At 59.7% G+C, this 22,798-nt stretch carries 21 protein-coding genes and 3 tRNA genes; 10 read left to right on the forward strand and 14 right to left on the reverse strand.

Annotated features, from left to right (window positions below; all coding sequences use genetic code 11):
- Positions 1 to 11 precede the first annotated feature (11 nt).
- Entirely contained in the window at positions 12 to 707 is a 696-nt protein-coding gene (locus ACXAGD_RS06710) for a lipid-binding SYLF domain-containing protein (protein WP_475209213.1), read from the forward strand.
- Here the strand turns inward: ACXAGD_RS06710 and ACXAGD_RS06715 are convergent, their stop codons facing one another.
- A complete protein-coding gene (locus ACXAGD_RS06715) occupies positions 708 to 1,661 on the reverse strand; it encodes a radical SAM protein (RefSeq protein WP_475209214.1) in 954 nt (317 codons plus the stop codon). It lies immediately after the preceding gene.
- Between the two features lie 162 nt (positions 1,662 to 1,823).
- On the opposite strand from ACXAGD_RS06715, the gene zwf reads away from it, so the two are divergent.
- The 4 genes from zwf to ACXAGD_RS06735 all read left to right on the forward strand — a co-directional run bounded on the left by zwf (position 1,824) and on the right by ACXAGD_RS06735 (position 7,355).
- Complete coding sequence (zwf, locus tag ACXAGD_RS06720; RefSeq protein WP_475209215.1) at positions 1,824 to 3,272, forward strand: glucose-6-phosphate dehydrogenase; 1,449 nt, start codon at positions 1,824 to 1,826, stop codon at positions 3,270 to 3,272.
- On the forward strand, positions 3,269 to 3,940 hold the full coding sequence (gene pgl / locus ACXAGD_RS06725; protein ID WP_475209216.1) for a 6-phosphogluconolactonase: 672 nt from the start codon (positions 3,269 to 3,271) through the stop codon (positions 3,938 to 3,940). The genes zwf and pgl overlap by 4 nt, the downstream gene beginning before the upstream one ends.
- 5 nt (positions 3,941 to 3,945) lie before the next feature.
- Entirely contained in the window at positions 3,946 to 5,556 is a 1,611-nt protein-coding gene (gene pgi / locus ACXAGD_RS06730; RefSeq protein ID WP_475209217.1) for a glucose-6-phosphate isomerase, read from the forward strand.
- 179 nt (positions 5,557 to 5,735) lie between these two features.
- Positions 5,736 to 7,355 carry a long-chain-fatty-acid--CoA ligase gene (locus ACXAGD_RS06735; protein WP_475209218.1) on the forward strand — a complete coding sequence of 540 codons (1,620 nt, stop codon included), beginning with the start codon at positions 5,736 to 5,738 and terminating at the stop codon, positions 7,353 to 7,355.
- 19 nt (positions 7,356 to 7,374) lie between these two features.
- On the opposite strand, the gene ACXAGD_RS06740 is transcribed toward ACXAGD_RS06735, so the two are convergent.
- The 3 genes from ACXAGD_RS06740 to ACXAGD_RS06750 form a co-directional block, all read right to left on the reverse strand.
- A tRNA-Asn gene (locus ACXAGD_RS06740) sits at positions 7,375 to 7,449 on the reverse strand.
- 129 nt (positions 7,450 to 7,578) lie between these two features.
- Positions 7,579 to 7,653, reverse strand: a tRNA-Asn gene (locus ACXAGD_RS06745).
- Positions 7,654 to 7,730: 77 nt separating this feature from the next.
- Positions 7,731 to 8,645, reverse strand: a complete 915-nt coding sequence (locus tag ACXAGD_RS06750; protein ID WP_475209219.1) for an MBL fold metallo-hydrolase — start codon at positions 8,643 to 8,645, stop codon at positions 7,731 to 7,733.
- Positions 8,646 to 8,689: 44 nt separating this feature from the next.
- Here ACXAGD_RS06750 and ACXAGD_RS06755 point away from each other — a divergent pair, with 44 nt between their 5' ends.
- The gene (locus ACXAGD_RS06755; protein ID WP_475209220.1) at positions 8,690 to 10,009 is read left to right on the forward strand and encodes an ATP-binding protein; all 1,320 of its coding nucleotides are present in this window, start codon (positions 8,690 to 8,692) and stop codon (positions 10,007 to 10,009) included.
- Positions 10,010 to 10,017: 8 nt separating this feature from the next.
- Here ACXAGD_RS06755 and ACXAGD_RS06760 read toward each other — a convergent pair whose 3' ends face one another.
- The 8 genes from ACXAGD_RS06760 to ACXAGD_RS06795 form a co-directional block, all read right to left on the reverse strand.
- Positions 10,018 to 10,944, reverse strand: a complete 927-nt coding sequence (locus ACXAGD_RS06760) for a 3-hydroxyacyl-CoA dehydrogenase NAD-binding domain-containing protein (RefSeq protein ID WP_475209221.1) — start codon at positions 10,942 to 10,944, stop codon at positions 10,018 to 10,020.
- Positions 10,944 to 11,684 (reverse strand): SDR family NAD(P)-dependent oxidoreductase, encoded by a 741-nt coding sequence (locus tag ACXAGD_RS06765; protein ID WP_475209222.1) that lies wholly within the window; start codon positions 11,682 to 11,684, stop codon positions 10,944 to 10,946. The genes ACXAGD_RS06760 and ACXAGD_RS06765 overlap by 1 nt, the downstream gene beginning before the upstream one ends.
- Positions 11,684 to 13,102 carry a gamma-aminobutyraldehyde dehydrogenase gene (locus tag ACXAGD_RS06770; RefSeq protein ID WP_475209223.1) on the reverse strand — a complete coding sequence of 473 codons (1,419 nt, stop codon included), beginning with the start codon at positions 13,100 to 13,102 and terminating at the stop codon, positions 11,684 to 11,686. Before ACXAGD_RS06770 ends, ACXAGD_RS06765 begins: the two co-directional genes overlap by 1 nt.
- 25 nt (positions 13,103 to 13,127) lie before the next feature.
- On the reverse strand, positions 13,128 to 13,919 hold the full coding sequence (locus ACXAGD_RS06775; RefSeq protein ID WP_475209224.1) for an SDR family NAD(P)-dependent oxidoreductase: 792 nt from the start codon (positions 13,917 to 13,919) through the stop codon (positions 13,128 to 13,130).
- A complete protein-coding gene (gene betC, locus ACXAGD_RS06780) occupies positions 13,916 to 15,451 on the reverse strand; it encodes a choline-sulfatase (RefSeq protein WP_475209225.1) in 1,536 nt (511 codons plus the stop codon). Before betC ends, ACXAGD_RS06775 begins: the two co-directional genes overlap by 4 nt.
- The gene (locus ACXAGD_RS06785; protein WP_475209226.1) at positions 15,448 to 16,587 is read right to left on the reverse strand and encodes an aromatic ring-hydroxylating oxygenase subunit alpha; all 1,140 of its coding nucleotides are present in this window, start codon (positions 16,585 to 16,587) and stop codon (positions 15,448 to 15,450) included. Before ACXAGD_RS06785 ends, betC begins: the two co-directional genes overlap by 4 nt.
- 133 nt (positions 16,588 to 16,720) lie before the next feature.
- Positions 16,721 to 17,737, reverse strand: coding sequence for a GlxA family transcriptional regulator (locus tag ACXAGD_RS06790; RefSeq protein ID WP_475209227.1), 1,017 nt, complete (start codon positions 17,735 to 17,737; stop codon positions 16,721 to 16,723).
- Between the two features lie 114 nt (positions 17,738 to 17,851).
- Positions 17,852 to 17,928: transfer RNA gene (locus tag ACXAGD_RS06795), tRNA-Ile, on the reverse strand.
- Between the two features lie 107 nt (positions 17,929 to 18,035).
- On the opposite strand from ACXAGD_RS06795, the gene purM reads away from it, so the two are divergent.
- The 3 genes from purM (at position 18,036) to rnd (ending at position 20,944) form a co-directional block, all read left to right on the forward strand.
- Positions 18,036 to 19,082 (forward strand): phosphoribosylformylglycinamidine cyclo-ligase, encoded by a 1,047-nt coding sequence (purM, locus tag ACXAGD_RS06800; RefSeq protein WP_475209228.1) that lies wholly within the window; start codon positions 18,036 to 18,038, stop codon positions 19,080 to 19,082.
- Entirely contained in the window at positions 19,079 to 19,675 is a 597-nt protein-coding gene (purN, locus tag ACXAGD_RS06805) for a phosphoribosylglycinamide formyltransferase (RefSeq protein WP_475209229.1), read from the forward strand. The genes purM and purN overlap by 4 nt, the downstream gene beginning before the upstream one ends.
- Before the next feature lie 111 nt (positions 19,676 to 19,786).
- Positions 19,787 to 20,944, forward strand: coding sequence for a ribonuclease D (gene rnd, locus ACXAGD_RS06810; RefSeq protein ID WP_475209230.1), 1,158 nt, complete (start codon positions 19,787 to 19,789; stop codon positions 20,942 to 20,944).
- Positions 20,945 to 20,950: 6 nt separating this feature from the next.
- Here the strand turns inward: rnd and ACXAGD_RS06815 are convergent, their stop codons facing one another.
- The gene (locus tag ACXAGD_RS06815) at positions 20,951 to 21,478 is read right to left on the reverse strand and encodes a hypothetical protein (protein WP_475209231.1); all 528 of its coding nucleotides are present in this window, start codon (positions 21,476 to 21,478) and stop codon (positions 20,951 to 20,953) included.
- Positions 21,479 to 21,617: 139 nt separating this feature from the next.
- Here ACXAGD_RS06815 and ACXAGD_RS06820 point away from each other — a divergent pair, with 139 nt between their 5' ends.
- On the forward strand, positions 21,618 to 22,028 hold the full coding sequence (locus ACXAGD_RS06820) for a SufE family protein (RefSeq protein WP_475209232.1): 411 nt from the start codon (positions 21,618 to 21,620) through the stop codon (positions 22,026 to 22,028).
- 6 nt (positions 22,029 to 22,034) lie between these two features.
- On the opposite strand, the gene ACXAGD_RS06825 is transcribed toward ACXAGD_RS06820, so the two are convergent.
- Positions 22,035 to 22,700, reverse strand: a complete 666-nt coding sequence (locus ACXAGD_RS06825) for a DUF1638 domain-containing protein (RefSeq protein ID WP_475209233.1) — start codon at positions 22,698 to 22,700, stop codon at positions 22,035 to 22,037.
- Between the last annotated feature and the right edge of the window lie 98 nt (positions 22,701 to 22,798).

A 22,798-nucleotide genomic window follows, 5' to 3' on the forward strand; every position in this document is an offset into this window, starting at 1 on the left:
GGAATCGCTTTATGTCCCGAGTATTGTTTCTTGCTGCCGCATTTTTGATCGGCGGACCTGCCATCGCCGAGGGCGTTCTGGACAAAATCAAGAAAGGTGCGGAAAACGCGGCCGATGCCATCGGGCAAGGGGCCGAAGTCGTGGGCGACACCGTTGAAAAGGGCGCAGAGGTTGTCGGCGAGACCGTCGACTCGACCGCCGATCTGGTAACGAATGAGGCCACACCAGAAGAGACACGCGCCAAGCTTGACCTGATGGCCAGCGAAGTTCTGACCCAGCTGCTGGCGGAAAACCCCGAGGCGGATGAGTTGTTTGGCATCAGCGCCGGCTACGCGGTGTTCGACTCGCGCAAGGTGACGGTGTTTCCGGTGTCGGCCGGGTACGGGCGGGGCGTGGCAGTGTCAAAGGACACTGGCCAGCATACCTATATGAATATGGGAACAGGCGGTGTTGGCGCGGCTGTTGGCATCGGCGGGTTCGAGACCAAATTCGTGATCTTGTTCGAAACCCCAGCCGATCTCGAGAAGTTCATCGAACACGGCTATGACGCGACCGCGGAAACCGGCGCCATGTATGGCGAAGACCGCAGCGGAGAAACCGTGCGGTTCACCGATGGCCGATCGTTCTTTGTGTTGGGTAAAAAGGGATGGCGCGTCTCAGCCGGGGCATCGGGTACGAAATTTTGGAAATCCCCGGAACTGAACTGATCAGCCTGAACAACTGGCTCCGCCCAGTACGCAGAACTTGGCGCAATGCGGGTGGTTCAGATGAACGTCCGCTTCGGCTTCGGCCAGGGTGTGGCCCATCTCAAACTCAGGTGAGTAGGGCAGCAGGGTACAGGCCAAAACCGTCGGACGGCCTGCGCCCTTGCGTTTCACGACCATTCGGGCGCTGGCACACATCACGGCGTCGGGCGATTTGTTGAGGATGCCCCAACACGCTGTGGTGATTTCCGGTACTTCGACGGTTTCATCCATCTCGGGAAACAGGACGGTCTGGCCCGGGTTTTGCGCGTCGATCTGAAATCCATGTTCGGCAAAGAAGGCACCATATCCGGCGCGGCTCTCGGCGTCGGTGTCACCCCAGACTGTGCGCCCGGCAACGGCCATTTTGAACCCGTGGTCGCGCAGCCATTCCATTCCGGTCAGTGTCTTAGCGAAACTACCTTTGCCACGCTCTTCGTCATGCAATTCGGGGCGAAAATGATCGACCGAGATCCGCAAAGTCAGCTTGTCGCCAAAGTCTTGTTGTAGCCGCAACAGACCCTCGCGCATTTTACGGCGCATCATCGGCAGCATTGCGTTGGTCAGAATCAGAACTTCGTACCCACGCTCCAGGCAAGCACGGGTTATGTCGATCATCTCGGGGTTCATAAAGGGCTCACCGCCCGTGAACCCGATTTCACGTACCGGCCAGTTGCGCGTTTTGATCTGATCCAGGTAATCCCGCACCTCATCGGCGGTGATATAGACCAGCGCGTCATTTGTGGGGCTACTTTCGATATAGCAGTTAAAGCATTCAATATTGCACAGGGTTCCGGTGTTGAACCAAAGCGTTTCGGGGTTGCTGAGCGGAACAGACGCCCTTGTTTGCCCGTCAGCTGTCACCAATTTGTCCTGAAACTTGCCGATATTGGCGCTTTGAAGGGCGTTGTCTTTCATTCCGGTATCCGGTTCTGTTCAGTCTTAGAAGTGACTTAGCCTTTCAGCACCGGTTAGTTAAGGGCATCGCGCCGCACCTGACAGAGTTTTGATGAGCAAAAAAACACAAAAATGATTGCGCTAACATTAGACATGCCCGCAGGTGTAAGGTAGGGAAAACGCATGGTTTCTCGCGTCATACCCGTTGACCCGTTCGATCTGGTCATTTTTGGCAGTACCGGCGATCTTGCGCAGCGCAAGATCCTTCCGGCGCTGTTTCGACGATTTTGTGCAGGACAATGGCCGGATGACGTGCAGATCATCGGTGCCGCCCGAGCCGTTTTTGACCGGGATGCGTTCCGGGACATCGTCGCCGAATCGTTGCGGGTCCACGCGCCCAAGCAATGCCGGGACGGCGACGCGCTGAACTCTTTTCTCCGACGCGTCGACTATGTTCCTCTGGATGCGCTGTCGGACGAGGGGTGGGGCCAGTTGGCGTCAAAGCTGACCGTCGATCGGGTGCGGGCCTTCTATTTCTCGGTGGGGCCGAGCCTGTTCGGGCCGTTGGCTGAACGGATAAAGGCGCATGATCTGGCCACAGCGCAGACTCGGATCGTTGTCGAAAAACCTTTCGGTCACGATCTGGATAGCGCGAAAGCGCTGAACGCCACGCTGGCCGCACATTTTTCGGAAAGCCAGATATACCGGATTGATCATTATCTGGGTAAGGAAACAGTTCAGAACCTGATGGCCGTGCGATTTGGCAACATGCTGTTCGAGCCGCTCTGGAACAGCCAGTATGTCGATCACATTCAGATCACGGTGGCCGAATCCGTCGGTATCGACGGGCGAGAGGAATACTATGATCGCGCGGGCGCCATGCGCGACATGATGCAGAACCACCTGATGCAGTTGCTCTGCCTGATCGCGATGGAGCCCCCCGCGAAGTTCGACCCGGACGCGGTGCGGGACGAAAAGTTGAAAGTGATCCGTGCGTTGGATCCGGTTGAGCCGCATCATATCGTACGCGGCCAGTTTGAGGGCGACGGCCCCAGCTACCGCGAGGTCGTGGGCAATCCGCGTTCAACGACCGAGAGCTACGTAGCGCTCAAGGCACATGTCAGCAATTGGCGGTGGGCGGGCACGCCGTTCTATCTGCGCACCGGAAAACGGCTGGTGGCGCGGTCCTCGGTCATCAACGTGATGTTCAAGGATGCGCCGCACTCGATCTTTGGCGCAGATGCCGGGCGTCATGCCAACGTTCTGTCGATCCGGCTGCAGCCGAATGAAGGCATCACGCTGAAGGTGACAATCAAGGAGCCGGGGCCGGGTGGGATGCGTCTGGTGGATGTGCCTTTGGACATGAGTTTTGCCGAGGCGCTGGGACCGGAAAATCAGGACCCGCCGGACGCCTATGAGCGGCTGGTGATGGACGTGATCCGCGGCAACCAGACCCTGTTCATGCGCGGGGATGAAGTCGAGGCCGCCTGGGCCTGGACCGACCCGATCATCGCAGGCTGGCAGGCGCGCGGTGACGTGCCCAAACCTTATGAAAGCGGCAGCACTGGCCCGGGCGACGCTGAGCTGCTGATGAAACGAGACGGTCGCCGCTGGCAAGGGATAAACCCATGAAACTACAGGAATACGCTGACCGTGACATGCTGGCCATCGACGTTGCAAACGTGCTGGCAGGCGATCTGGAATCTGCCTTGCTGCATCATGATACGGTTTCGATGGCGGTTCCCGGGGGCACCACGCCGGGCCCGGTCTTTGACGTTCTGTGCGCGGCAAATCTGGAATGGGATCGGGTGCATGTTCTGCCCACCGATGAACGCTGTGTGCCCGGCGACCATGAGCGCTCAAACGAACGCCTGATCCGCGAGCGGCTGCTGACCAACCGCGCCTCCGCGGCACAGTACATCCCGCTTTATGTTCCCGGCGAAGAGCCTGAGGACGTATTGCCCGAACTCGAGAGCCTGATTGCGCCGATCCGCCCGTTATCGGTGCTGGTTCTGGGCATGGGTGAGGATATGCACACCGCATCGCTGTTTCCGGGGATGGATGGGCTTGAGGCTGCGCTGGACAGCCATGCGCGCCCATTGGCGGTGGCGCGAACCGATGTGCAGCCCGAAGCGCGGATCACGCTGACCGCTCCGGTGCTGGATGGCGCTTTGTCGAAACACCTGATCATCTTTGGCGCGGCCAAACGGGACGCGCTAGACAAAGCCATGTCCCTACCGCCGGAAGAGGCCCCGATTGCGGCGGTCCTTAGCGGTATGACAGTTCATTGGGCGGAGTAAGAGCGATGCAACTGGACAGTCTCACCGCGCTGGCCGACGAACGGAAAGACCAGACCATTCTTGGCCTGTTTGACAATGATGCAAACCGGGCGGGCGCGTTTTCCGCTTCGACCGGTGATCTATTGTTCGACTACTCGAAGACGCAGATTGACGACGACACTCGGGATGGCCTGATTGCCCTGTGTGACGCCGCCGGGCTGGCAGATCGGCGCGAGGCAATGTTCTCGGGCGCTAAGATCAACGAAACCGAAGGGCGCGCGGTGCTTCACACCGCTCTGCGCAATCTGGACGGTGGCCCTGTGAAGGTTGACGGTCAGGACGTGATGCCGGACGTGTTGGACACGTTGCAGCGGATGCGGGTCTTTGCCGAAGAGGTGCGCGGCGGCGCTATCGCCGGGGTGGGGGGCAGTTTTACCGATGTCGTGAATATTGGCATTGGTGGGTCGGATCTGGGGCCCGTTATGGCGACCCATGCGCTGGCTCCTTATCACGATGGCCCTCGGCTGCATTATGTATCGAACGTGGATGGAGCGCATATCGCTGATACGTTGCGCCAGCTTGATCCGACACGGACGCTGATCATCGTGGCGTCCAAAACGTTCACCACCATCGAAACCATGACCAACGCGCGCACCGCGCGAGCCTGGATGACGGACGGAGGCGGTGATCCGACCAAGCAATTCGCTGCCGTGTCCAGCGCCGTGGACAAGACCGAAGCCTTCGGCATCCCCGCGGATCGTGTTTTCGGTTTCGCCGACTGGGTGGGTGGACGTTATTCGGTCTGGGGGCCTGTGGGCCTGCCTGTGATGATCGCGGTCGGCTCGAACGCTTTCGACGCGTTCCTGCGCGGTGGCCAGGCCATGGACGTACATTTCCGGTCCGCCGAATGGGCAGAGAACATGCCGGTGATGCTGGCTTTGGTTGGTGTCTGGCACCGTCAGGTTCTGGGCCATGCCAGCCGTGCTGTTCTGCCTTATGATCAGCGGTTGTTACGGCTGCCGGCCTATTTTCAACAGCTTGAAATGGAATCGAATGGTAAATCCGTTGCCATGGACGGTAGCTCGCTGACCGTGCCCTCGGGTCCGGTGGTCTGGGGCGAGCCAGGCACCAATGGCCAGCACGCGTTTTATCAACTGATCCATCAGGGCACTGATGTTATCCCCTGCGAGTTCATGGTCGCTGCCGAAGGGCACGAGCCCGAACTGGCCCACCACCACCGCCTGCTTCTGGCTAATTGTCTTGCCCAGTCCGAGGCGCTGATGCGCGGCCGCTCGATTGAAGAGGCACGCCAGCGCATGGCCGACAAAGGCCTGCAAGGCGACGAGCTGGAACGTCAGGCCCGGCACCGTGTGTTCCCGGGCAATCGGCCGTCCACGACCGTGATCTACCCGAAGCTGACACCATTTGTGCTGGGCCAGATCATTGCCCTGTACGAACACCGCGTGTTTGTCGAAGGTGTTTTGCTGGGGATCAACTCATTCGATCAATGGGGGGTAGAGCTGGGCAAGGAACTGGCGACCTCACTTGGCCCGATTGTGGATGGTGAAGAAAGCGCGGACAGCAAGGATGGCTCAACCGCTGCGTTGGTCGCCTATGCGATGCGTCACCGGGATTAAGTGGTGAAAACAGCGGCCTGCGTAACGGCAGGCCGTAATCTTTTATTGTCAGAAAAATAAATGATTGGCAGGATTTCCTCTAAGCAACAGCCTTAACGCCCCGGAAACCAATTGAACGTGGGACGGGCAATAAAATGGCGTCGCCACACAGAAGCGGCACCACCAAAGGGAGGACGCCCATGCTGGGACAGATGATGACGCAGCCTTTGCTGATCTCGTCGCTGATCAATCACGCCGACAAATACCACGGCCAGACTGAGATATACTCGGTCGAAACCGACGGTACGGTGACCGAGACAAACTGGGCAGAAGTTGCCGGAAATGCGCGGAAACTCGCCTCGGTGCTGACCTCTCTGGGGTTGGAGCCGCAGGCCCGGATCGGGACCCTGGCCTGGAACAACCGTCGGCATCTGGAAATCTACTACGGCGCATCGGGCGCTGGGTTCGTCTGCCACACGGTCAATCCGCGGCTTTTCCCTGAGCAACTGACCTATATCATCAACCACGCGCAGGATCGGGTGCTGTTCTTCGACGTGACCTTCATCCCTTTGGTTGCAGCATTGCAAGAGCATCTGACCGAAGTTCAACACTTCGTTCTGATGGGGCCGCGCAACGAAGACGCAGTTGCCCAAGTCCCTGGCGTTCAATTCTATGATGACCTGATCGCGCCTGGTGAGGCCGGCTTTGAATGGCCCAGCTTTGATGAAAATACTGCGTCCAGCCTGTGTTATACCTCGGGCACCACCGGCAACCCTAAGGGGGTGCTGTACTCGCACCGGTCGACCGTGCTGCACAGCTTTGGATCGAACACTCGCGACGTGATCGGTTTTTCCGCGATGGATGTGGTGATGCCCGTGGTTCCGATGTTCCATGTGAACGCGTGGGGCTCGCCCTATGCCTGCGCTATGTCCGGGTCTCGCATGGTGCTGCCGGGGCCGGACTTGCATGGTGAGGCCTTGGTCAAGCTGATCGACACATATGACGTTACCCTTGCCCTTGGTGTACCAACGATCTGGCAGGGATTGCTGGCTTATGCTGCGCAGTCGGGCACTAAGCTTGCCAGCCTCGAACGCACGGTCATAGGAGGGGCTGCGTGCCCGCCGTCGATGATCGAATCCTTCCGCGAAACCTATGGCGTCGATACCGTACACGCCTGGGGTATGAGCGAGATGAGCCCGCTGGGCACCGCAAACCAACCGTTGGCCAAACACCGCAATCTGCCGGTGGACGAACAGCACAGGCTGAGGGAGAGCCAGGGGCGGCCCTGTTATGGTGTTGAACTGAAGATCGTAGACGACGATGGCAAGGACCTGCCGCATGACGGTGAAACGCAGGGCGATCTGTTGGTGCGCGGATTCTGGGTCTTGGATAGCTATTTCCAGATGCAGGATCAGGAGTTGCTGCAGGACGGCTGGTTCGCCACCGGAGACGTGGCCACGCTGGACCCCGATGGATACATGACCATCCGCGACCGCTCGAAGGATATCATCAAGTCCGGGGGTGAGTGGATCAGCTCGGTCGAGCTGGAAAACATCGCCGTGGCACACCCTAAACTGGCGACTGCCGCCGTGGTTGGCGTGCCACATCCGAAATGGGACGAACGCCCTTTGTTGGTTGCCGTCAAGGCCGAGGGCGAAGAGCCCACCGAAGAAGAGATTCTGGCGTTCTACAACGGCAAAATCGCCAATTGGCAGGTGCCGGACAAAGTGGTGTTCGTCGACGCCTTGCCGCTGAACGCCACCGGCAAGGTTCTGAAACGAAATCTGCGCGCGGATTTCGAAAATGCCCTGACGGGCTGAATTTTTGGTAAGTGGGATATGGCTCCGGCGGTAGGGATCGAACCTACGACCAATTGATTAACAGTCAACTGCTCTACCGCTGAGCTACGCCGGAACGGTTCGCGCCGTATAGCAACCTGTTTCTGCGGCGTCCAGAGGGCGTTTGAGATTTTTCTACGAAAAATCCTGCACCGTGACCTGCATGAGATTCAGAGCCAGGAGGCGACGGTGAATTGTGTGATTTTGGCTCCGGCGGTAGGGATCGAACCTACGACCAATTGATTAACAGTCAACTGCTCTACCGCTGAGCTACGCCGGAACTGAGGCGCGTATAACAACCCCGATTTTCGCCGTCCAGAGGGGAATGTGACGTTTTTCCAAAAAAGTTTCGCGCGCCTAACTTTGCCTGTAAAATCCTGCTTTAACGGACAGTGCTGCATCCGTGGCGACCATCGATTTTCCAAGCAGATCAATAAGATGTGCGAAAACGTTTCTTTCCGCGGCTGGCAACAGGGCGGCCGGAGTTTCCACGTATATACGTTCTGCCAGGGCCCGGGCGGTGCCGGGTTGGGCTTCGAGTGCCGACAGAATCTGTGCTTCGCGCGTTAGGCGGTGATTGATCAGCCAGTCCAGCCGTGCGGCAGGGTCGGGAATCGGGGCTCCGTGCCCGGAATGAAACACTGACCAATTGCATGCGCGCAGCCGGTGGCAGGCGGCCATAAAGTCCGTCAAGTCTCCGTCCGGGGGGGAGACCAGTGAGCTGGCCCATCCCATAACGTGATCTCCGGTGAAGCAAACGTCGCCCCAACCCAATGCGATATGGTTGCCCAAATGTCCGGGGGTGTGAAGCACCTCAAGTTGCCAGCCATCGCCCGTGATCTGCGCGCCGTCGGGCAGTTCCACATCCGGGCGAAAGGCAGTGTCGATGCCTTCGCCGCCGCCTGCCAACCCGCCTTGCGCCAATTCGGTCATTACCGCGCTACGACCGGCCTCGGGGCCGCCAAAGGCCAAAACAGGCGCGCCGGTGCGATCAGCCAGTGGGCGCGCCAGCGGAGAATGGTCTAGGTGGCTGTGGGTGACGATGATGTGGCTGATGCGCTGGCCGGGCTGCACAGCATCCAGAATCGCCCCCAGGTGCGCGTCGCTGAGTGGCCCCGGGTCAATCACGGCTAGATCACCCGTGCCCAACAGATAAGTGTTGGTCCCGCGATAGGTCATCGGCGAGGGATTCGGGGCCAGAATACGGCGCAATCCCGGTTGCAGTTCAATCGCTGGACCAACTGGTGGGTTGAAATCGTCCGGGGTCTGCATTCTGCGCTCTTTCTCTTGTCGTAACAGCCCGTTAGGTTTAGCGCATGTCCGCGCAATGGCTCAAACCCTATATGCCGCGCAGCCTCTATGCCCGTGCTGCGCTGATACTGGTTCTGCCAGTGGTCGTCCTGCTTTTGGTAGTCGGCGTCGCGTTCCTGCAAAAGCACCTAGAGGATGTAACTGCGCAAATGACCCGGGCAGCCTCGCGCGAGGTCATGCTGGTGGTTGATGCGGTGAATGAGACCGAGACGCAGCAACAGGCGTTGGCCGCTGTCCGGCCCGATTTGCTGGCGTTGGATATGAACGCGCGATTTCTGGATACTAGCGAAGAGCCGATGATCGGGCATCGCCGCTGGTATGACTTCATCGCACCACAGGTCGAGGCGGATCTACGCGCCCTGTTGCCCGACCTTGCAGCGGTTGCTTTGCCCAGCGGGCAAGAGGCACGCGTTTACATGCAGACCGATCTAGGCCTGTTGCAACTGACCTTTGATCGACGGCGCCTGTCGCCGGTGGCGCCGCATCAGTTGATCGTGACGATGCTGTTTTTTGCGATCATCATGACTTCGATTTCGTTTCTATATATGCGCAATCAACTGCGTCCGATCACCCGACTGGCCGAAGCCGCGCAGGCCTTTGGGCGGGGGCGAGTGGTGCCGTATTCGCCCGGCGGCGCTATTGAGGTGCGCGCGGCGGGCAGTGCCTTTCTGGACATGCGCGCCCGTATCGAGCGCCAGATGGAGCAGCGCACAATGATGCTGTCGGGGGTGAGTCACGACCTTAGAACTCCTCTGACCCGCCTGAAACTGGGCTTGTCCATGCTGCCCGAGGATGAGGCCGCACCCTTGCAACAGGACGTCGATGAGATGCAGTTGCTACTGGATGCTTTCCTTGAATTCTCTCGCGGTGCCGCCGAAGGATCGCCGGAAACTGTCGATCCCAAAGCCCTGTTGCAGCAGATCGTCAAAGATGCGGGCAGGGCAGGGTATGCGGCTGATCTCATCTCGGTCGACGGAGAGGGAACTGCCATGCTGCGTCCCACCGCCATTCGGCGCGCGGTTGAGAACCTGATCGGGAATGCTGTGCGATACGGCAAACGCGCCGATGTCAGCTTGTCAATTACGCCGAAATCCGTGCGGATTCGGGTCGAGGATGACGGGCCGGGTATTCCGCCTGATCAGCGGTCAGAGGCGGTGAAACCCTTTTCGCGCCTCGACCCGGCACGCAATCAGAATCAGGGCACGGGCGTCGGGCTGGGCCTTGCTATCGTATCCGATATTGCGCGCGCCCATGGCGGCGTGCTGCGCCTGAGCAAGAGCGAACGTCTGGGCGGCCTCTGCGCAGATATCATCATCGGGCGCTGAGGTCGTGGTCACCGAAGTCCAGCGACCGATTTTTGCATTGCAACGATCAGGGCGTCCCGCGTCTGGGCCAGTTCGGTCGGGGACTTTCCTGCGGCTTCAGCTTCGACCCCTTGCGTCAGTACGCGGGTGACCTCTTCTGTCAGGTGGACCTGTCCCAAATCGTCCCACCAACCGTTGAACGTGTCCGAGAAATGATCGCAGAAGGCCTGCAACCCGCCGTCTCCAGCGCCGAGGTTGAACAGCATGGTTGGCCCCATGGCCGCCCAGCGCAGTCCGGGTCCGGCCCAGACGGCCTTGTCCACATCCTCGACCGAGGCGACGCCCGAAACCACAAGGCTGATCGCCTCGCGCCAGATCGCCGCCTGAAGCCGGTTGGCGACATGGCCGGGCACCTCTTTGTGCAGGCGGATCGTTGTTTTGCCAACCGCCTGATAGAAGCGCTCAGCCGCGTCAACCACACCATCGGCAGTATGTTCGTTGCCCAATACCTCGACCAGAGGGATCAGATGCGGTGGGTTGAACGGGTGGCCCAGGACGAACCGTGACGGGTCGTTCCATCCCGGCTGCATCTGGCTGAGGGTTAGTCCCGAGGCAGAGCTGGCGACAATAGCACCGGGGGTCAGAGCAGGCTCAACCTCGGCAAATGTAGCGTGTTTGATCGGCAGGCGTTCGGGAACGTTTTCCTGTACGAATCCGGCACCTTCAACCGCCTTGGCCGCGCTGGTGTGAAACGTGATGGCTTCGGGCGTGCCCTGGATGGTCAGCCCAAGCTCGGCCATCGTTGGCCAAGCGGTTTCGATATAGGTCCGGACCTTGCGTTCAACGCCCGGGTCCGGGTCGAACATCGCTACTGAACGCCCTGAGGCCAGAAACAACGCCGCCCAACTGGCACCGATGGTGCCGCCGCCCAAACAGGCCGTGTGTGAGAACTCCATCAGAACAGTCCCGGATTGAGGGGAGAGGCCGCCGTCAGGCCGCCATCCAAAGTGAACAACTGGCCGGTGGCAAACCCGGACTCGTCCGAGGCCAGCCAGACGGCCATGCTGGCGATATCCTCAGGCTTGCCGAACCGGTGCGCGGCGTGGCGGGCCAAAGCGTCCCGCCGCGCAGTCTTGGGGTCGGCCGCCAGATCGAAACCAGCGTCCAGCATTCCGGTTTCTATCCAGCCTGGGCAGATCGCGTTGCACCGTATTTTGGGGCCATGGTCGATAGCGATCGACCGAGTCAGTCCATGCACAAACGCCTTTGACGCGTTGTACAACGCCATCGAAGGGTCGGCGACCTGACCCGAGATCGAGCCGATATTGATGACTGATCCGCCTTCAGGCATCTGCGGAATGTAGGCGCGGCACATGTTGAAAACGCCCCGGCAATTGGTGCCGATTACTGCCTCCCAATCTGCGTCCGTACTGTCGGTCACTGTCTTTTCAACCTGCACACCTGCGTTGTTGACCAGAATATCCGTACCGTCCGTCGTGTAAGCTAGATCAGCGACGGCCTCGGCATCGGTGACATCCAGCGAATACCAGGTGATGCTGTCCGCCAGCCCCTCGGGCCTTGGGCCGCGCCCGCAGGTCGTGACGGCTGCACCTTCGCGTAGGAAGGCTTCGACAATTCCGCGGCCGATGCCTTGGCGGCCACCGGTCACAAGGGCGCGTTTCCCAGCCAGCCGCATCAGTGCGCCACCATCACATGCCGCACTGAAGTATAGGCATCCAGCGCATAGACCGACATGTCGCAACCGGTGCCTGACCCCTTCATCGCGGCCCAGGGCATTTCCGCCGCTGGCATCCCGTGCGTGTTCACCCAAGTCATGCCGTAGCGCAGTTGAGCGGTCATTTTCATCGCGTTCGAGACGTCCTTGGTCCAGACCGAAGAGGCCAGACCATAGCGCCCGGAGTTCGCGACCCTCAAGGCTTCATCCGCATCTGAGAAACGCGACAATGTGACGACAGGGCCGAAGATTTCACTGCACGCGATCTCAGCATTGTTATCGACATTGGCCACAACGGTCGGTTGGTAGAAAAATCCAGCGCCGTCCGTGATCTGTCCGCCCACGGTGATCTCGCAACTGCTGCGAGCGCGGTCGACGAAACCCGCTACACGATCCCTTTGGGTGGCCGAAACGATGGGGCCCATTTCGGTGCCCTCGGCCTTGGGCGCGCCGACCCTGATCTGGCCGACCTGATCTGAGATAGCTACAACAAGCTTGTCGTAAACCCCGTCCTGTACCATCACGCGGCAAGGTTGGGCGCAATCCTGACCCGCATTGAAGAAAGAGCCATAGCGGATCGTTTCCGCCACTGCGTCGATGTCGGCGTCGTCGAAAACAATGACCGGAGCTTTGCCTCCAAGTTCCAAGTGCACGTGTCGGATCTGGTTCGAGGCCGCCCGCATGGCCGCCATCCCGGTGGCGGGTGAGCCGGTGACAGAAATACCTTCGATCCGTTGATCGTTGATCAGTGTGTCCCCAACCGATGTGCCCCGACCGTGCACCACATTCAACACGCCCTTGGGCAAAACGTCGGCCAGCAGCTCGGCCAGCCTTAACGTGGCCAAAGGAGTGATCTCGGACGGTTTCATGACAATAGTGCAGCCCGCCGCCAGCGGAGCCGCGATCTTCCATGCGGCCATCATCAGCGGGTAGTTCCATGGCGCGATCGAGGCGACAGGGCCAATCGGGTCCTTGCGGATCATTGAAGTATGGCCCGCTGCGTATTCCCCGGCCACGGATCCGGTCATGGTGCGTGCAGCACCGGCCATGAATCGGAAGGTGTCGATGGTCAGCGGCATTTCCTCATCCCTAGCCATCGGCCAGGGTTTGCCAACGTCCATCGTTTCCAGTTCGGCCAATTCCTCGATGTTGTCTTCGATCACTTCGGCAATCGCGGTCAGATACCCGGCCCGTTCGGCGGGCGTGCTCAGGCGATAGGTTTCAAACGCCTCGTGTGCCGCTTGTGTTGCGGCCTCAACCTGTTCCGGCGTGGCCTCAGGCACCTGCGCGACGGTTCCTCCGGTCGCCGGGTCCAATACCGAGAGAAGTTCGCCATTGCCTGCGACCATCTCTCCGTTGATCAGCATTTTTGTCTGCATGTCTCCCCCCATCAGCCCGGAACTCTCATAGTTTCATCTGCTGAACCTGCGCGCTCAGCCCGCCGTCCAGAACCCAAAGCTGTCCGCTGGCATAACGCGCCTCGTCTGAGGCCAGCCAGTTGACCAGATTGGCGATGTCGTCCGGCGTTCCATAGGTGCGCATCGGGTGCACATCGCGCACGGCTTGCTGAAGCTGGTCAATGGTTTTGCCGCCACCGCCTGAGCCGTCACCGGTGAAAAAGCTCTGCAACATGGGGGTGTCGACATAGCCGGGGCAGATCGCATTCACGCGAATACCTTCGGGGCCGTGATCGCAGGCCATCGCTTTGGTCAGCGCATGAACCGCGCCTTTTGTGGCGCAATAGGCGGCAAGGCCGGGGTCGGCGATGAACCCGTCATAGCTGCCGAAATTGATGATCGAGGCCGTACCGCCCTTGGCCGCCTTCCTCATCAAGGGCAGCGCGTGTTTCGAGGTCAGGAATGTACCGGTGGCGTTGACTGCAAAGGACAGATTCCATTCTTCCAGCGTAGTTTCTTCGATGGTCTTCTCGATCTCGATCCCGGCAGCGTTGACCAGAATGTCCAGCTTACCGGTATCTGAGCTAACCTGCTCCATCGCCGCAATGGCGTCCTCTTCCTGTGTCACATCGTGTTTGACAAAGATGCTGCCGTCATCGTCATGCGCGGCCAGTGACCCTTCGGGCGTTAGATCGGCGGCATAGACCTGCGCCCCTTCGCGCAAAAACCGGCCCACGATCGCGCGCCCAATCCCTCCGCGACCGCCAGTAACAAGCGCGGTTTTGCTTTTCAGCATCATTTGTTGGTCTCCTTCAAAGGCGGATAGCGGTAGCGTTTGGCCGCAACGGTCCAGTCCATGTGATTGCGAACATAATCCTGAGAGGCATCGCGTGGCGGATTGTAATCCCAGCTTTCCCCCGGATTGGCCTCCATTGCAGCATGCAGAGCGCGCCGGGATTTTTGCGTGGCGATCACGTCGGTGCGAAGCTTCTCACTGTCCCATCGCTTCGCAACGCGGGCGGCGAAGTGTGCGGCCTGATCTACGTAGTCCGGGTCTGTCGCCCGATTCACTTTTTCCAGCGGATCAATGGACAGATCGTAAAGCTGTGGTGGGTCCGGATCGCAGTGGATGTATTTCAATGTGCCGCTGCGGATCATGAAAACCGGGTAGGGCGTCATCTCGGCGCAGTATTCGCCGATGGCTTCATCGGCCGGATCTGCCTCACCGCGCGCCAGTGGCATTAGGGAGCGTCCGTCTATCGGCTCACCGAACATGGCTTCGTTGCCCCCAGCAATCTCGACGAAGGTCGGCAGCAGATCGAGCAAGGAACAGGCGTTCGACGCCGTGCCTTGCGCCACACCGGGGCCAGCCATGATCAGCGGCACGCGGGCAGAGTGCTCAAAGAAGTTCATTTTGTACCACAGTCCACGCTCGCCCAGCATGTCGCCGTGATCAGCAGTGACGATGATGATGGTGTTGTCCAGCTCTCCGATTTCATCAAGCGTTTTGACCATCGCGCCCAGTTTGCTGTCGAAGTAACTGACATTTGCCAGATAGGCGCGGCGGGCGCGACGGACCTCCTCTTCGGTCAGGGGGACATAGCTGGCCTCAATCCCGTCCATCACCCGGCGCGAGAACGGGTCCTGTTCCTCGGGTGTCAGGGTGAATTCCGGCATCGGCACGTCTGTGTCTGAGTACAGATTCCACCATTCTGGCTTGGCGACATAGGGGTCGTGCGGGTGGATGAAACTGGCGATCATGCAGAACGGGGCCTCATCCCCAGCTGCCCGGTCGCGCCCACGGTCGATCAGCCAGCGGCGCGCGGCAAATTCAACCTCGTCATCATAGTCGGTTTGAAAGGTGGCGATTGCTTCGCCGCTTTCCTTGACCGTCTGCATGTTGTGGTACCACTTGTCGATGCGCTCGTCCGGGGCCTCCCAATCTGGTGTCCAGGCAAAGTCCGATGGGTAGATGTCGGTTGTCACGCGATCCTGAAAGCCATGTTTTTGGTCTGGGCCGACGAAGTGCATTTTGCCCGACAGGCATGTGCGATAGCCCAACGCCTGCAGGTAGTGCGCAAAGGTCGGGACCGAGGCGCGGAACTCACTGGCATTGTCATAGGCCGCGATCCGACTGATCAGTTGCCCCGACATGAAGGCAAACCGCGACGGCGCGCAAAGCGGTGAATTACAATAAGCTGCATCAAACCGCATCCCGCGCGCAGCCAAGCCATCCATATGAGGCGTTTTCACAGTTGGATGGCCGTAAGCACCGCAGAAATGCGGCGCCAGTTGGTCGGCCATAACCACAACGATATTCGGCCGTGTCACGGTGCCGCCTGCGCGTAGGCGTCCAGCACCAGCCCGTGGAAGTGATGCACGGCATGTTCCGATTTGCCGGAACCGTTCGGGTCATGCACGATGCGCCCTTGGGTGAAGGCAGGCGTGCTCATGCCGCGCTGCACGCTTTCGACGATGTCGATATCTTCGCGTTGCAGAACCTCGTCGAGATACCGGATCGCCTCCAGTTCTGCCTCGTCCGGTTCAGGGGTTTCTAGGAAGAAGTCATAGGTTTCCAGCGTCCGGTCGGGGCCAATCGGAATGATGTTCAGCACGATCATCGACGACCGCCCCGGATAGCGCATCAGACAGGTTGTGGGCCACAGCCACCAAACTGCGTGGGTCCGCACGGTGGCGTTCGAGACATCATAGGCGGTGTTCGCACCTTTACCTGCTTCGGCCATGTGGCTGGAGTAGATGCCGTACGTGGTCACCTTGTAAGTGTCCATGTCCACAAGGTCGCAGAAATCCTTGTGCGCAGTTGGGCAGTGGTAGCACTCAAGGAAATTGTCGACTACGTTCTTCCAGTTCGACTTGATGTCATAGGTCAGGCGGTGGCCAAATGTCAGGTTCTCGATATCCGGAGCCCAGTGGCGGATTTCGGTATCTAGGTTGCCAGAAACCTCCCGCAGAGGCCGCGCGTCAGGGTCGAGATTGACGTAGATGAATCCCGCGAACTCTTCGACCTGCACCTGATCCAGACAGATGTCCTTGGTGTTGAAGCTGGTCAGGTTTTCGGTTTCGGGTGCGCGTACCAGTTGCCCGTCCAGCTTGTAGACCCAGGCGTGATAGGGGCACATGATGCGGGTCGTTTCGCCCTCACCAGACAAAAGGTGGTGGGCGCGATGTTTGCAGACGTTGTAAAAGGCGCGCAGCGTGCCCTCGCGGTCGCGCACCACGACAACGGGGCGATTGGCGATTTCGACGGTTACATAAGATCCGGGCGTGCGCAGCTTTTCGACGTGACACACCCATTGCCACGTTTTGGCGAGTATCTCGTTCAGGTCCACCTGGTGCCACGCTGGGTCCACATAGGCGTCGGCTTTCAGGGATTGGGTGTTGAACGGGTCAGGGCTGAACCCATCGGAAATCCGATCGAATTGCTCTTTGGTTGGTAGCGCGCTCATTTTCAGGGCTCCACAAAAGTCGCCAGGGACTGACCCGGCGAGTTGGCTTGCTGAAAACTATGTTCCCCGGAAACGCACTGTCGAGCTTAACTTTTTGCGCCATCAGTTTAACTATTCACGCCACACCAAAGTGTCAGGCTTTGGGCTTCCGGTGCATCGGCCAGGCACGGTATTCGAACGGCACACGACCCTCGGTTCGGTCCTGACTGGGCGGTAGGCCGAAGCGGTCTTTGTAAGCCCGACTGAAATGGACCTGACTGGCAAAGCCAGACGCCATTGCAACCTGCGCTATCGGCAGTTCGGTCTGCGTCACCAGCCCGCGCGCCCGGTCCAGCCTGATATCGCGGTAATACAGGGCAGGCGTTTTCTTGATGTAGGCTGCAAACAACCGGTCGAGTTGGCGGTGCGATATGCCGACCAGACTACAAATCTCGGGGATGGGCAGGGGGTCTTCCAGATGAGCCTCCATCACCTGAATTGCTGTTTTCAGGGTGGCCGGCACGAGGGCGCCCAACGGTTCGCTGCCTTCCGGCTGTTGCATGGCGGCCGGACCGCGGAGACGGTCGTGAAAGATGTAGCGCGCGGCCGCATTGGCTAACGCGCTGCCGTGAATCCCTTGTACGATCTGCAGCGCAAAATCCACCGAGGCACCACCACCGCAGCAGGTGATCCGGTTGCCATCCAGCGCATACAGGTTCTCGAGCACTTCGATGTCCGGGTAGAGCTCTTGAAAAGCGTCGATATGTTCGTAGTGAACGGTCGCGCGCCTACCCTTCAACAACCCGGCCTGCGCCAGAATAAAGGCACCCGTGTCCAGCGCGCCCAGCGTAGCACCTGACCGGGCCCACTGTCGCAAGACGCTGCCAAGCCTGTCGGTCAGGTGCCTTTCGGGGTTCCAACTGGTCGAGACGATGGCGATGTTCGGCGGCTCGGTACCGAGATCAACTAGAGCTTGTGTTTCGATTCCGGCGCCGTTGCTGGCCACACAAAAGCCCCCGGCTTCCGACGCAAACTCCCATTTGAAATAGGATCGTCCGTCCAGATAGTTGGCCGCCCGGAAAGGGTCGATGAGGCCCATCGTGGCCGACATGTTGAAGCTGGGCGCGACGATGACGACAAGGCGGGTCGGGGGCTGGATCGTCTCAACCATGTCCTTTTGACCTCGTGCTTTGCCACTGGGTTCAAGAAGAAAGCGATTTGGGAAAACAGTGCAAGACCGGATGCAGCTTCACAGGGAGGAGAAAAATCGGGAGAGGCGGAGATTTGGTAGGCCCGGCAGGACTTGAACCCGCAACCAAAGCGTTATGAGCGCTCTGCTCTAACCAATTGAGCTACAGGCCCGCCTGAGCGCTTTGAGTATCACGGTGAACGCCCGCGTCAAGCCTGACCGTTGCAACGTGGGCCACAATCGAATAACCCGCGCGGGAACCATTCATAAGGGGCTGGCCATGACGACGGGCAAGAACGGAATCACCTATGCCGATGCAGGCGTTGATATTGATGCGGGGAACGCTCTGGTCGACCGGATCAAGCCCGCGGCCAAGCGCACCAACCGCTCGGGCGTGATGAGCGGGCTGGGCGGGTTCGGTGCCCTTTTCGATCTGAAAGATGCCGGGTATCAAGACCCGATTCTGGTGGGTGCGACCGATGGTGTGGGGACCAAGTTGCGGATCGCCATTGATACCGGTGTGGTGGATGGCGTCGGTATCGATCTGGTCGCGATGTGCGTCAACGACCTGATCTGTCAGGGCGCCGAGCCGCTGTTTTTCCTGGATTATTTTGCCACTGGCAAGCTGGACACCGACACCGCCGCGCGGATCGTCGAAGGCATTGCCGAGGGCTGCGTTCAGTCCGGGTGTGCGCTGATCGGTGGTGAGACGGCCGAGATGCCGGGCATGTACCCCGATGGTGACTTCGATTTGGCCGGGTTCTCGGTCGGCGCGATGGAGCGTGGTGCGCATCTGCCAGCGGGCGTTCAGCAGGGCGATGTTCTGCTGGGTCTGGCCTCGAACGGGGTGCATTCCAACGGCTATTCGCTGGTGCGCAAACTGGTTGAGATGTCGGGGCTGGGCTGGGATGCCGCATCGCCTTTTGGCGAGGGCACACTGGGTGAGGCTCTGCTGACCCCGACTCGGTTGTATGTCAAACCTGCGCTGCAGGCGATCCGGGCGGGGGGCGTGCACGCGCTGGCCCATATCACCGGCGGTGGTCTGACGGAAAACCTGCCACGTGTCCTGCCCGAGGGGTTGGGTGCTGAGATCGACCTGAACGCTTGGGATCTGCCGCCCGTCTTCCGCTGGATGGCCGAAACCGGTGGGATCGCCGAGGCCGAGATGCTGAAGACCTTCAATTGCGGCATCGGCATGATTGTCGTCTGCGCCGAGGGTCGCGCCGACGAATTGACCGCTCTGCTAGCCGAAGCAGGCGAGACAGTCTCACGTCTGGGCACCGTCACCGACACACCCGGCATGGCTTATTCGGGCCAACTGCTGTGAGCCACAAGCGCGTCGCTATCCTGATCTCGGGGGGCGGGTCCAATATGGTGTCGCTGGTCGACAGCATGGTTGGAGATCACCCGGCGCGCCCTTGTCTGGTGCTGTCTAATGACGCTGAAGCCGGCGGGCTGAAAAAGGCCGCCGCGCGCGGTATCGCGACTGCTTCGGTGGATCACCGCCCGTTCGGGGGCGACCGCGCTGCGTTCGAGGCTGAACTGCTGAAACCGCTGGAACAGGCCCAGCCGGACATCGTCTGCCTTGCCGGCTTCATGCGGGTTCTGACAGGCGATTTCGTCTCACGCTTTCAGGGGCGGATGCTGAACATTCACCCTTCGCTGCTGCCGAAATACAAAGGGCTCAACACCCATGCCCGCGCCATCGAGGCCGGGGACGAGGAGCACGGATGTTCGGTGCATGAGGTGACGGCGGCGCTGGATGACGGCCCGATCCTCGGGCAGGCTCGCGTGAGCATCGAACCCGGTGACACGCCCGAAGACCTGGCCTCCCGCGTGCTGGTTTGGGAACACAAACTCTATCCCGCAGTGTTGCGCCGTTACGCCAGTGAGGATCGGACTCCGGTGTTGCTGCCCTGAACGTCTCAGGGTGATTTACACATATGTTATAATCGGCCTATGGTCTGCACTACGGCTGGGTACGGACAAGATGATCAGCCTTAGATAACAAGAGCAAGAACAGCACCGCGCATGAAAACCCTGACAACGACGCAAGAGCTGGCCGATTTCTGCAAGGCCGCGGCGGAATATGACTATGTCACCGTAGATACTGAGTTTCTGCGCGAACGGACTTATTATTCGAAACTTTGCCTGATTCAGTTGGCTGTCCCGTCCGAGGATGAGGACAGCGCGGTTCTGGTTGATCCGCTGGCCGATGGGTTGTCTCTGGCTCCGCTGTATGAGCTGTTCGGCAATGAAAACGTGGTCAAGGTATTCCACGCCGCCCGTCAGGATCTTGAAATCTTCTGGGTCGAGGCGAGCGTTTTCCCGACACCGTTGTTCGACACACAAGTTGCGGCGATGGTCTGCGGCTTTGGTGAGCAGGTCGGATATGAGACGCTGGTGCGAAAGATCTGCAAGCAGGGGGTCGATAAGACCTCGCGCTTTACCGACTGGTCCCGGCGGCCTTTGTCCGAGGCGCAAAAGACCTATGCTTTGGCCGATGTGACTCATCTGCGCCAGATTTATGAATACCTTGCGGCGCAATTGAAGAAAACGAAGCGCAGCCATTGGGTGGCCGAGGAGCTGCGCGCGCTGACCCAGTCGCAGACCTATGATATTCGCCCCGAAGATGCGTGGAAGCGTGTAAAAACCCGGACGAATTCGGCCAAGTTCCTGGCAGTCGTGCGCGAGCTGGCGCAGTTCCGTGAGGCTTACGCGCAGGAAAACAACGTCCCGCGCAGCCGTGTGTTCAAGGATGACGCTCTGATCGAGTTGGCCTCGACCAAGCCGAAATCGCCGTCTGATCTGGGGGGCTCGCGCCTGCTGTTGCGCGAGGCACGCAAGGGCGCGATTGCCGAAGGGATTCTGGCCGCGGTGAAGAAGGGCGTAAACTGCCCATCGGATCAATTGCCGCGTGTGGATAACAGCCGTGACAAGCTGAAGGTGAACCCGGCACTGGCGGACTTGCTACGGGTGTTGTTGAAGTCAAAGACCGAAAGCTCGGGCGTGGCCGCCAAGTTGATCGCCACCAGTTCGGAACTGGACCAGATTGCAGCGGGCGAGCGCGAGTTGCCCTCCATGTCTGGCTGGCGGTTCGAGGTGTTCGGAGAAGATGCGCTGAAGCTTTGCGAAGGCAAGATCGCACTGGCCGCTAAGGGCCAGAACGTCGAGGTCGTGTCCCTTTAACGCGGGTTACCGGCGACGGGACTCCAAAGCGTTCTGCCCTCCTACGACCCGCACCAGACGAGTGCTTTCCAATTCTTTTTGGCTGATGTTGATGGCGTCAGATACCATGCGTGACCGCTCGGTGCCTTGATTGGTCGCCTTGTTGGGGTAATTCACGCGGAAGGTGAATTCCAGAACGCCGTTCTTTTCGTTCTCTTCACTCTCAGTGCGCACAAGCTGAGCGTTATAAGCCCCTTGCCGCGCTGCGGTGCCCGCCACGTAGACAATTGCGCCACCCGGCGTTGGATCGATCCGTAACTCGTCAATTCTGGCGATCGGAACGCTGGTGTCCACGGGGTCGGCTCGTGAGAACAGCCCGCCGCCTTCCCTTTGTTCCGGAATCAGCGCATCGGCATCATCGGGCGACGTTTCTGTCGGATCAGCCGGTGTGCTTGATCCAAACCAGTTGGACGGGTTGGCCCGCGAGTCCCCCCAGTTGCCACAGGCAGAGACGGTCAGGGCGGCGACCAGAAGAACAGTAAACGATTTTTTCATGGTACAGACGTCCAGAGCAGTAATTCCAGCAATGGGTTACCGCAAATTCCTCTGTTTGAAAAGCCACGCTTGGGGGTGGACAGGCGCAGGTCGGCGGCATAGGTCACAGATGTGATCGCAACAAAAGGACTGCCGCAAAATGGCCACGCCTGCCTTTGAGGAAATCGTCGAGGATTTCGAGTTTCTGGAGGACTGGGAAGACCGGTATCGCCATGTGATCGATCAGGGCAAAGCGATGGAGCCGCTGGACGACGCGCTCAAGGTGCCGGCGACCAAGGTTCATGGCTGTGCCAGTCAGGTCTGGCTGCACCCGATCATCGAGGCCGGCGTTTTTCGGTTTGACGGTGACAGCGACGCGCTGATCGTGCGTGGGCTGATTGCGGTTCTGCGGTCGCTGTATAACGGCCTGCCGGTTGGCGAGGTTCCCAAGGTGGACGCAGGTGGTGAACTGGCGCGTCTGGGCCTGAACGATCACCTGTCGGCGCAGCGTTCGAATGGGCTGCGCGCGATGATCGAACGCATCCGCGACGTCGCGCAGGAAAACGCCTGACGCGGATCAGCCCGCCGGTTTGCGGGTAGCCCAGTCCGTCAACGTAGATTCCAGATCGCCATAGCCGGTAAAACGGCGTTCGAACTCCAGCCCCATTCGCTCCGCGCATTCACGGGCACGGGCGGTCAGGTCCGGATCGTCGATCTGCGCCTGGTAGATCAATTTGGTGTAATTACCAAAGTACATGTCACGCAGTTCTGGGTGCCGGTCGAGGCCAAGGGGCTTCCAAACAAAGGCATCGAACTGCCGCGCCAGAAAATCGGTCAGATAAAAGGCGGTGGTCTCATCTTCACCGCGGGCCTCAAAGGCCTGATTCCCTTCGAAGAAGGAATAACAGTGAGGGCCCTTGACCATCTCAACGCCCAGCTCTTTGCAGGCTTGCTCCAGCAGACCACCCGTGCCGCAATCGGCATAGACGACAAAGATCTGATCATACTGATCGCGGTGCTTGGCCACTGCGTCCTGTACCGCCTGAGTGATCCTTTCCGGGTGGACGTGCAGAATTGCGGGCAGGCAGGTCAGGGCCATGTGATCCCAGCCGTTTCGCTGCTTCAGGTCCAGAATTTCACGTGCGAGCGCGCCACAGGCCAACAGTAGAATCTGCCCCTGCGTATCAGAAGCGTAGCCCTTGGTGGTCAGGCTGGCGTCGTCCGGCAATTTGTCCTGCTGCATTGGGTACCCCCTCGGAAGCTATGCGACAGATAGTGTGGCCTGCGGAAACAAAAAAGGGCCGCCCGATAACCGGACGGCCCCTGAACATTTTTACGTGT

Source organism: Ruegeria sp. ABF4_144, from assembly GCF_056160045.1.

What these genes read in the sequence shown, in the direction of transcription:
- ACXAGD_RS06710 (WP_475209213.1), top strand. Translation starts at nt 12, where the DNA reads ATGTCCCGAGTATTGTTTCTTGCTGCCGCATTTTTGATCGGCGGACCT.
- ACXAGD_RS06715 (WP_475209214.1), bottom strand. Translation starts at nt 1,661, where the DNA reads ATGAAAGACAACGCCCTTCAAAGCGCCAATATCGGCAAGTTTCAGGAC.
- zwf (WP_475209215.1), top strand. Translation starts at nt 1,824, where the DNA reads ATGGTTTCTCGCGTCATACCCGTTGACCCGTTCGATCTGGTCATTTTT.
- pgl (WP_475209216.1), top strand. Translation starts at nt 3,269, where the DNA reads ATGAAACTACAGGAATACGCTGACCGTGACATGCTGGCCATCGACGTT.
- pgi (WP_475209217.1), top strand. Translation starts at nt 3,946, where the DNA reads ATGCAACTGGACAGTCTCACCGCGCTGGCCGACGAACGGAAAGACCAG.
- ACXAGD_RS06735 (WP_475209218.1), top strand. Translation starts at nt 5,736, where the DNA reads ATGCTGGGACAGATGATGACGCAGCCTTTGCTGATCTCGTCGCTGATC.
- ACXAGD_RS06750 (WP_475209219.1), bottom strand. Translation starts at nt 8,645, where the DNA reads ATGCAGACCCCGGACGATTTCAACCCACCAGTTGGTCCAGCGATTGAA.
- ACXAGD_RS06755 (WP_475209220.1), top strand. Translation starts at nt 8,690, where the DNA reads ATGTCCGCGCAATGGCTCAAACCCTATATGCCGCGCAGCCTCTATGCC.
- ACXAGD_RS06760 (WP_475209221.1), bottom strand. Translation starts at nt 10,944, where the DNA reads ATGGAGTTCTCACACACGGCCTGTTTGGGCGGCGGCACCATCGGTGCC.
- ACXAGD_RS06765 (WP_475209222.1), bottom strand. Translation starts at nt 11,684, where the DNA reads ATGCGGCTGGCTGGGAAACGCGCCCTTGTGACCGGTGGCCGCCAAGGC.
- ACXAGD_RS06770 (WP_475209223.1), bottom strand. Translation starts at nt 13,102, where the DNA reads ATGCAGACAAAAATGCTGATCAACGGAGAGATGGTCGCAGGCAATGGC.
- ACXAGD_RS06775 (WP_475209224.1), bottom strand. Translation starts at nt 13,919, where the DNA reads ATGATGCTGAAAAGCAAAACCGCGCTTGTTACTGGCGGTCGCGGAGGG.
- ACXAGD_RS06785 (WP_475209226.1), bottom strand. Translation starts at nt 16,587, where the DNA reads ATGAGCGCGCTACCAACCAAAGAGCAATTCGATCGGATTTCCGATGGG.
- ACXAGD_RS06790 (WP_475209227.1), bottom strand. Translation starts at nt 17,737, where the DNA reads ATGGTTGAGACGATCCAGCCCCCGACCCGCCTTGTCGTCATCGTCGCG.
- purM (WP_475209228.1), top strand. Translation starts at nt 18,036, where the DNA reads ATGACGACGGGCAAGAACGGAATCACCTATGCCGATGCAGGCGTTGAT.
- rnd (WP_475209230.1), top strand. Translation starts at nt 19,787, where the DNA reads ATGAAAACCCTGACAACGACGCAAGAGCTGGCCGATTTCTGCAAGGCC.
- ACXAGD_RS06815 (WP_475209231.1), bottom strand. Translation starts at nt 21,478, where the DNA reads ATGAAAAAATCGTTTACTGTTCTTCTGGTCGCCGCCCTGACCGTCTCT.
- ACXAGD_RS06820 (WP_475209232.1), top strand. Translation starts at nt 21,618, where the DNA reads ATGGCCACGCCTGCCTTTGAGGAAATCGTCGAGGATTTCGAGTTTCTG.
- ACXAGD_RS06825 (WP_475209233.1), bottom strand. Translation starts at nt 22,700, where the DNA reads ATGCAGCAGGACAAATTGCCGGACGACGCCAGCCTGACCACCAAGGGC.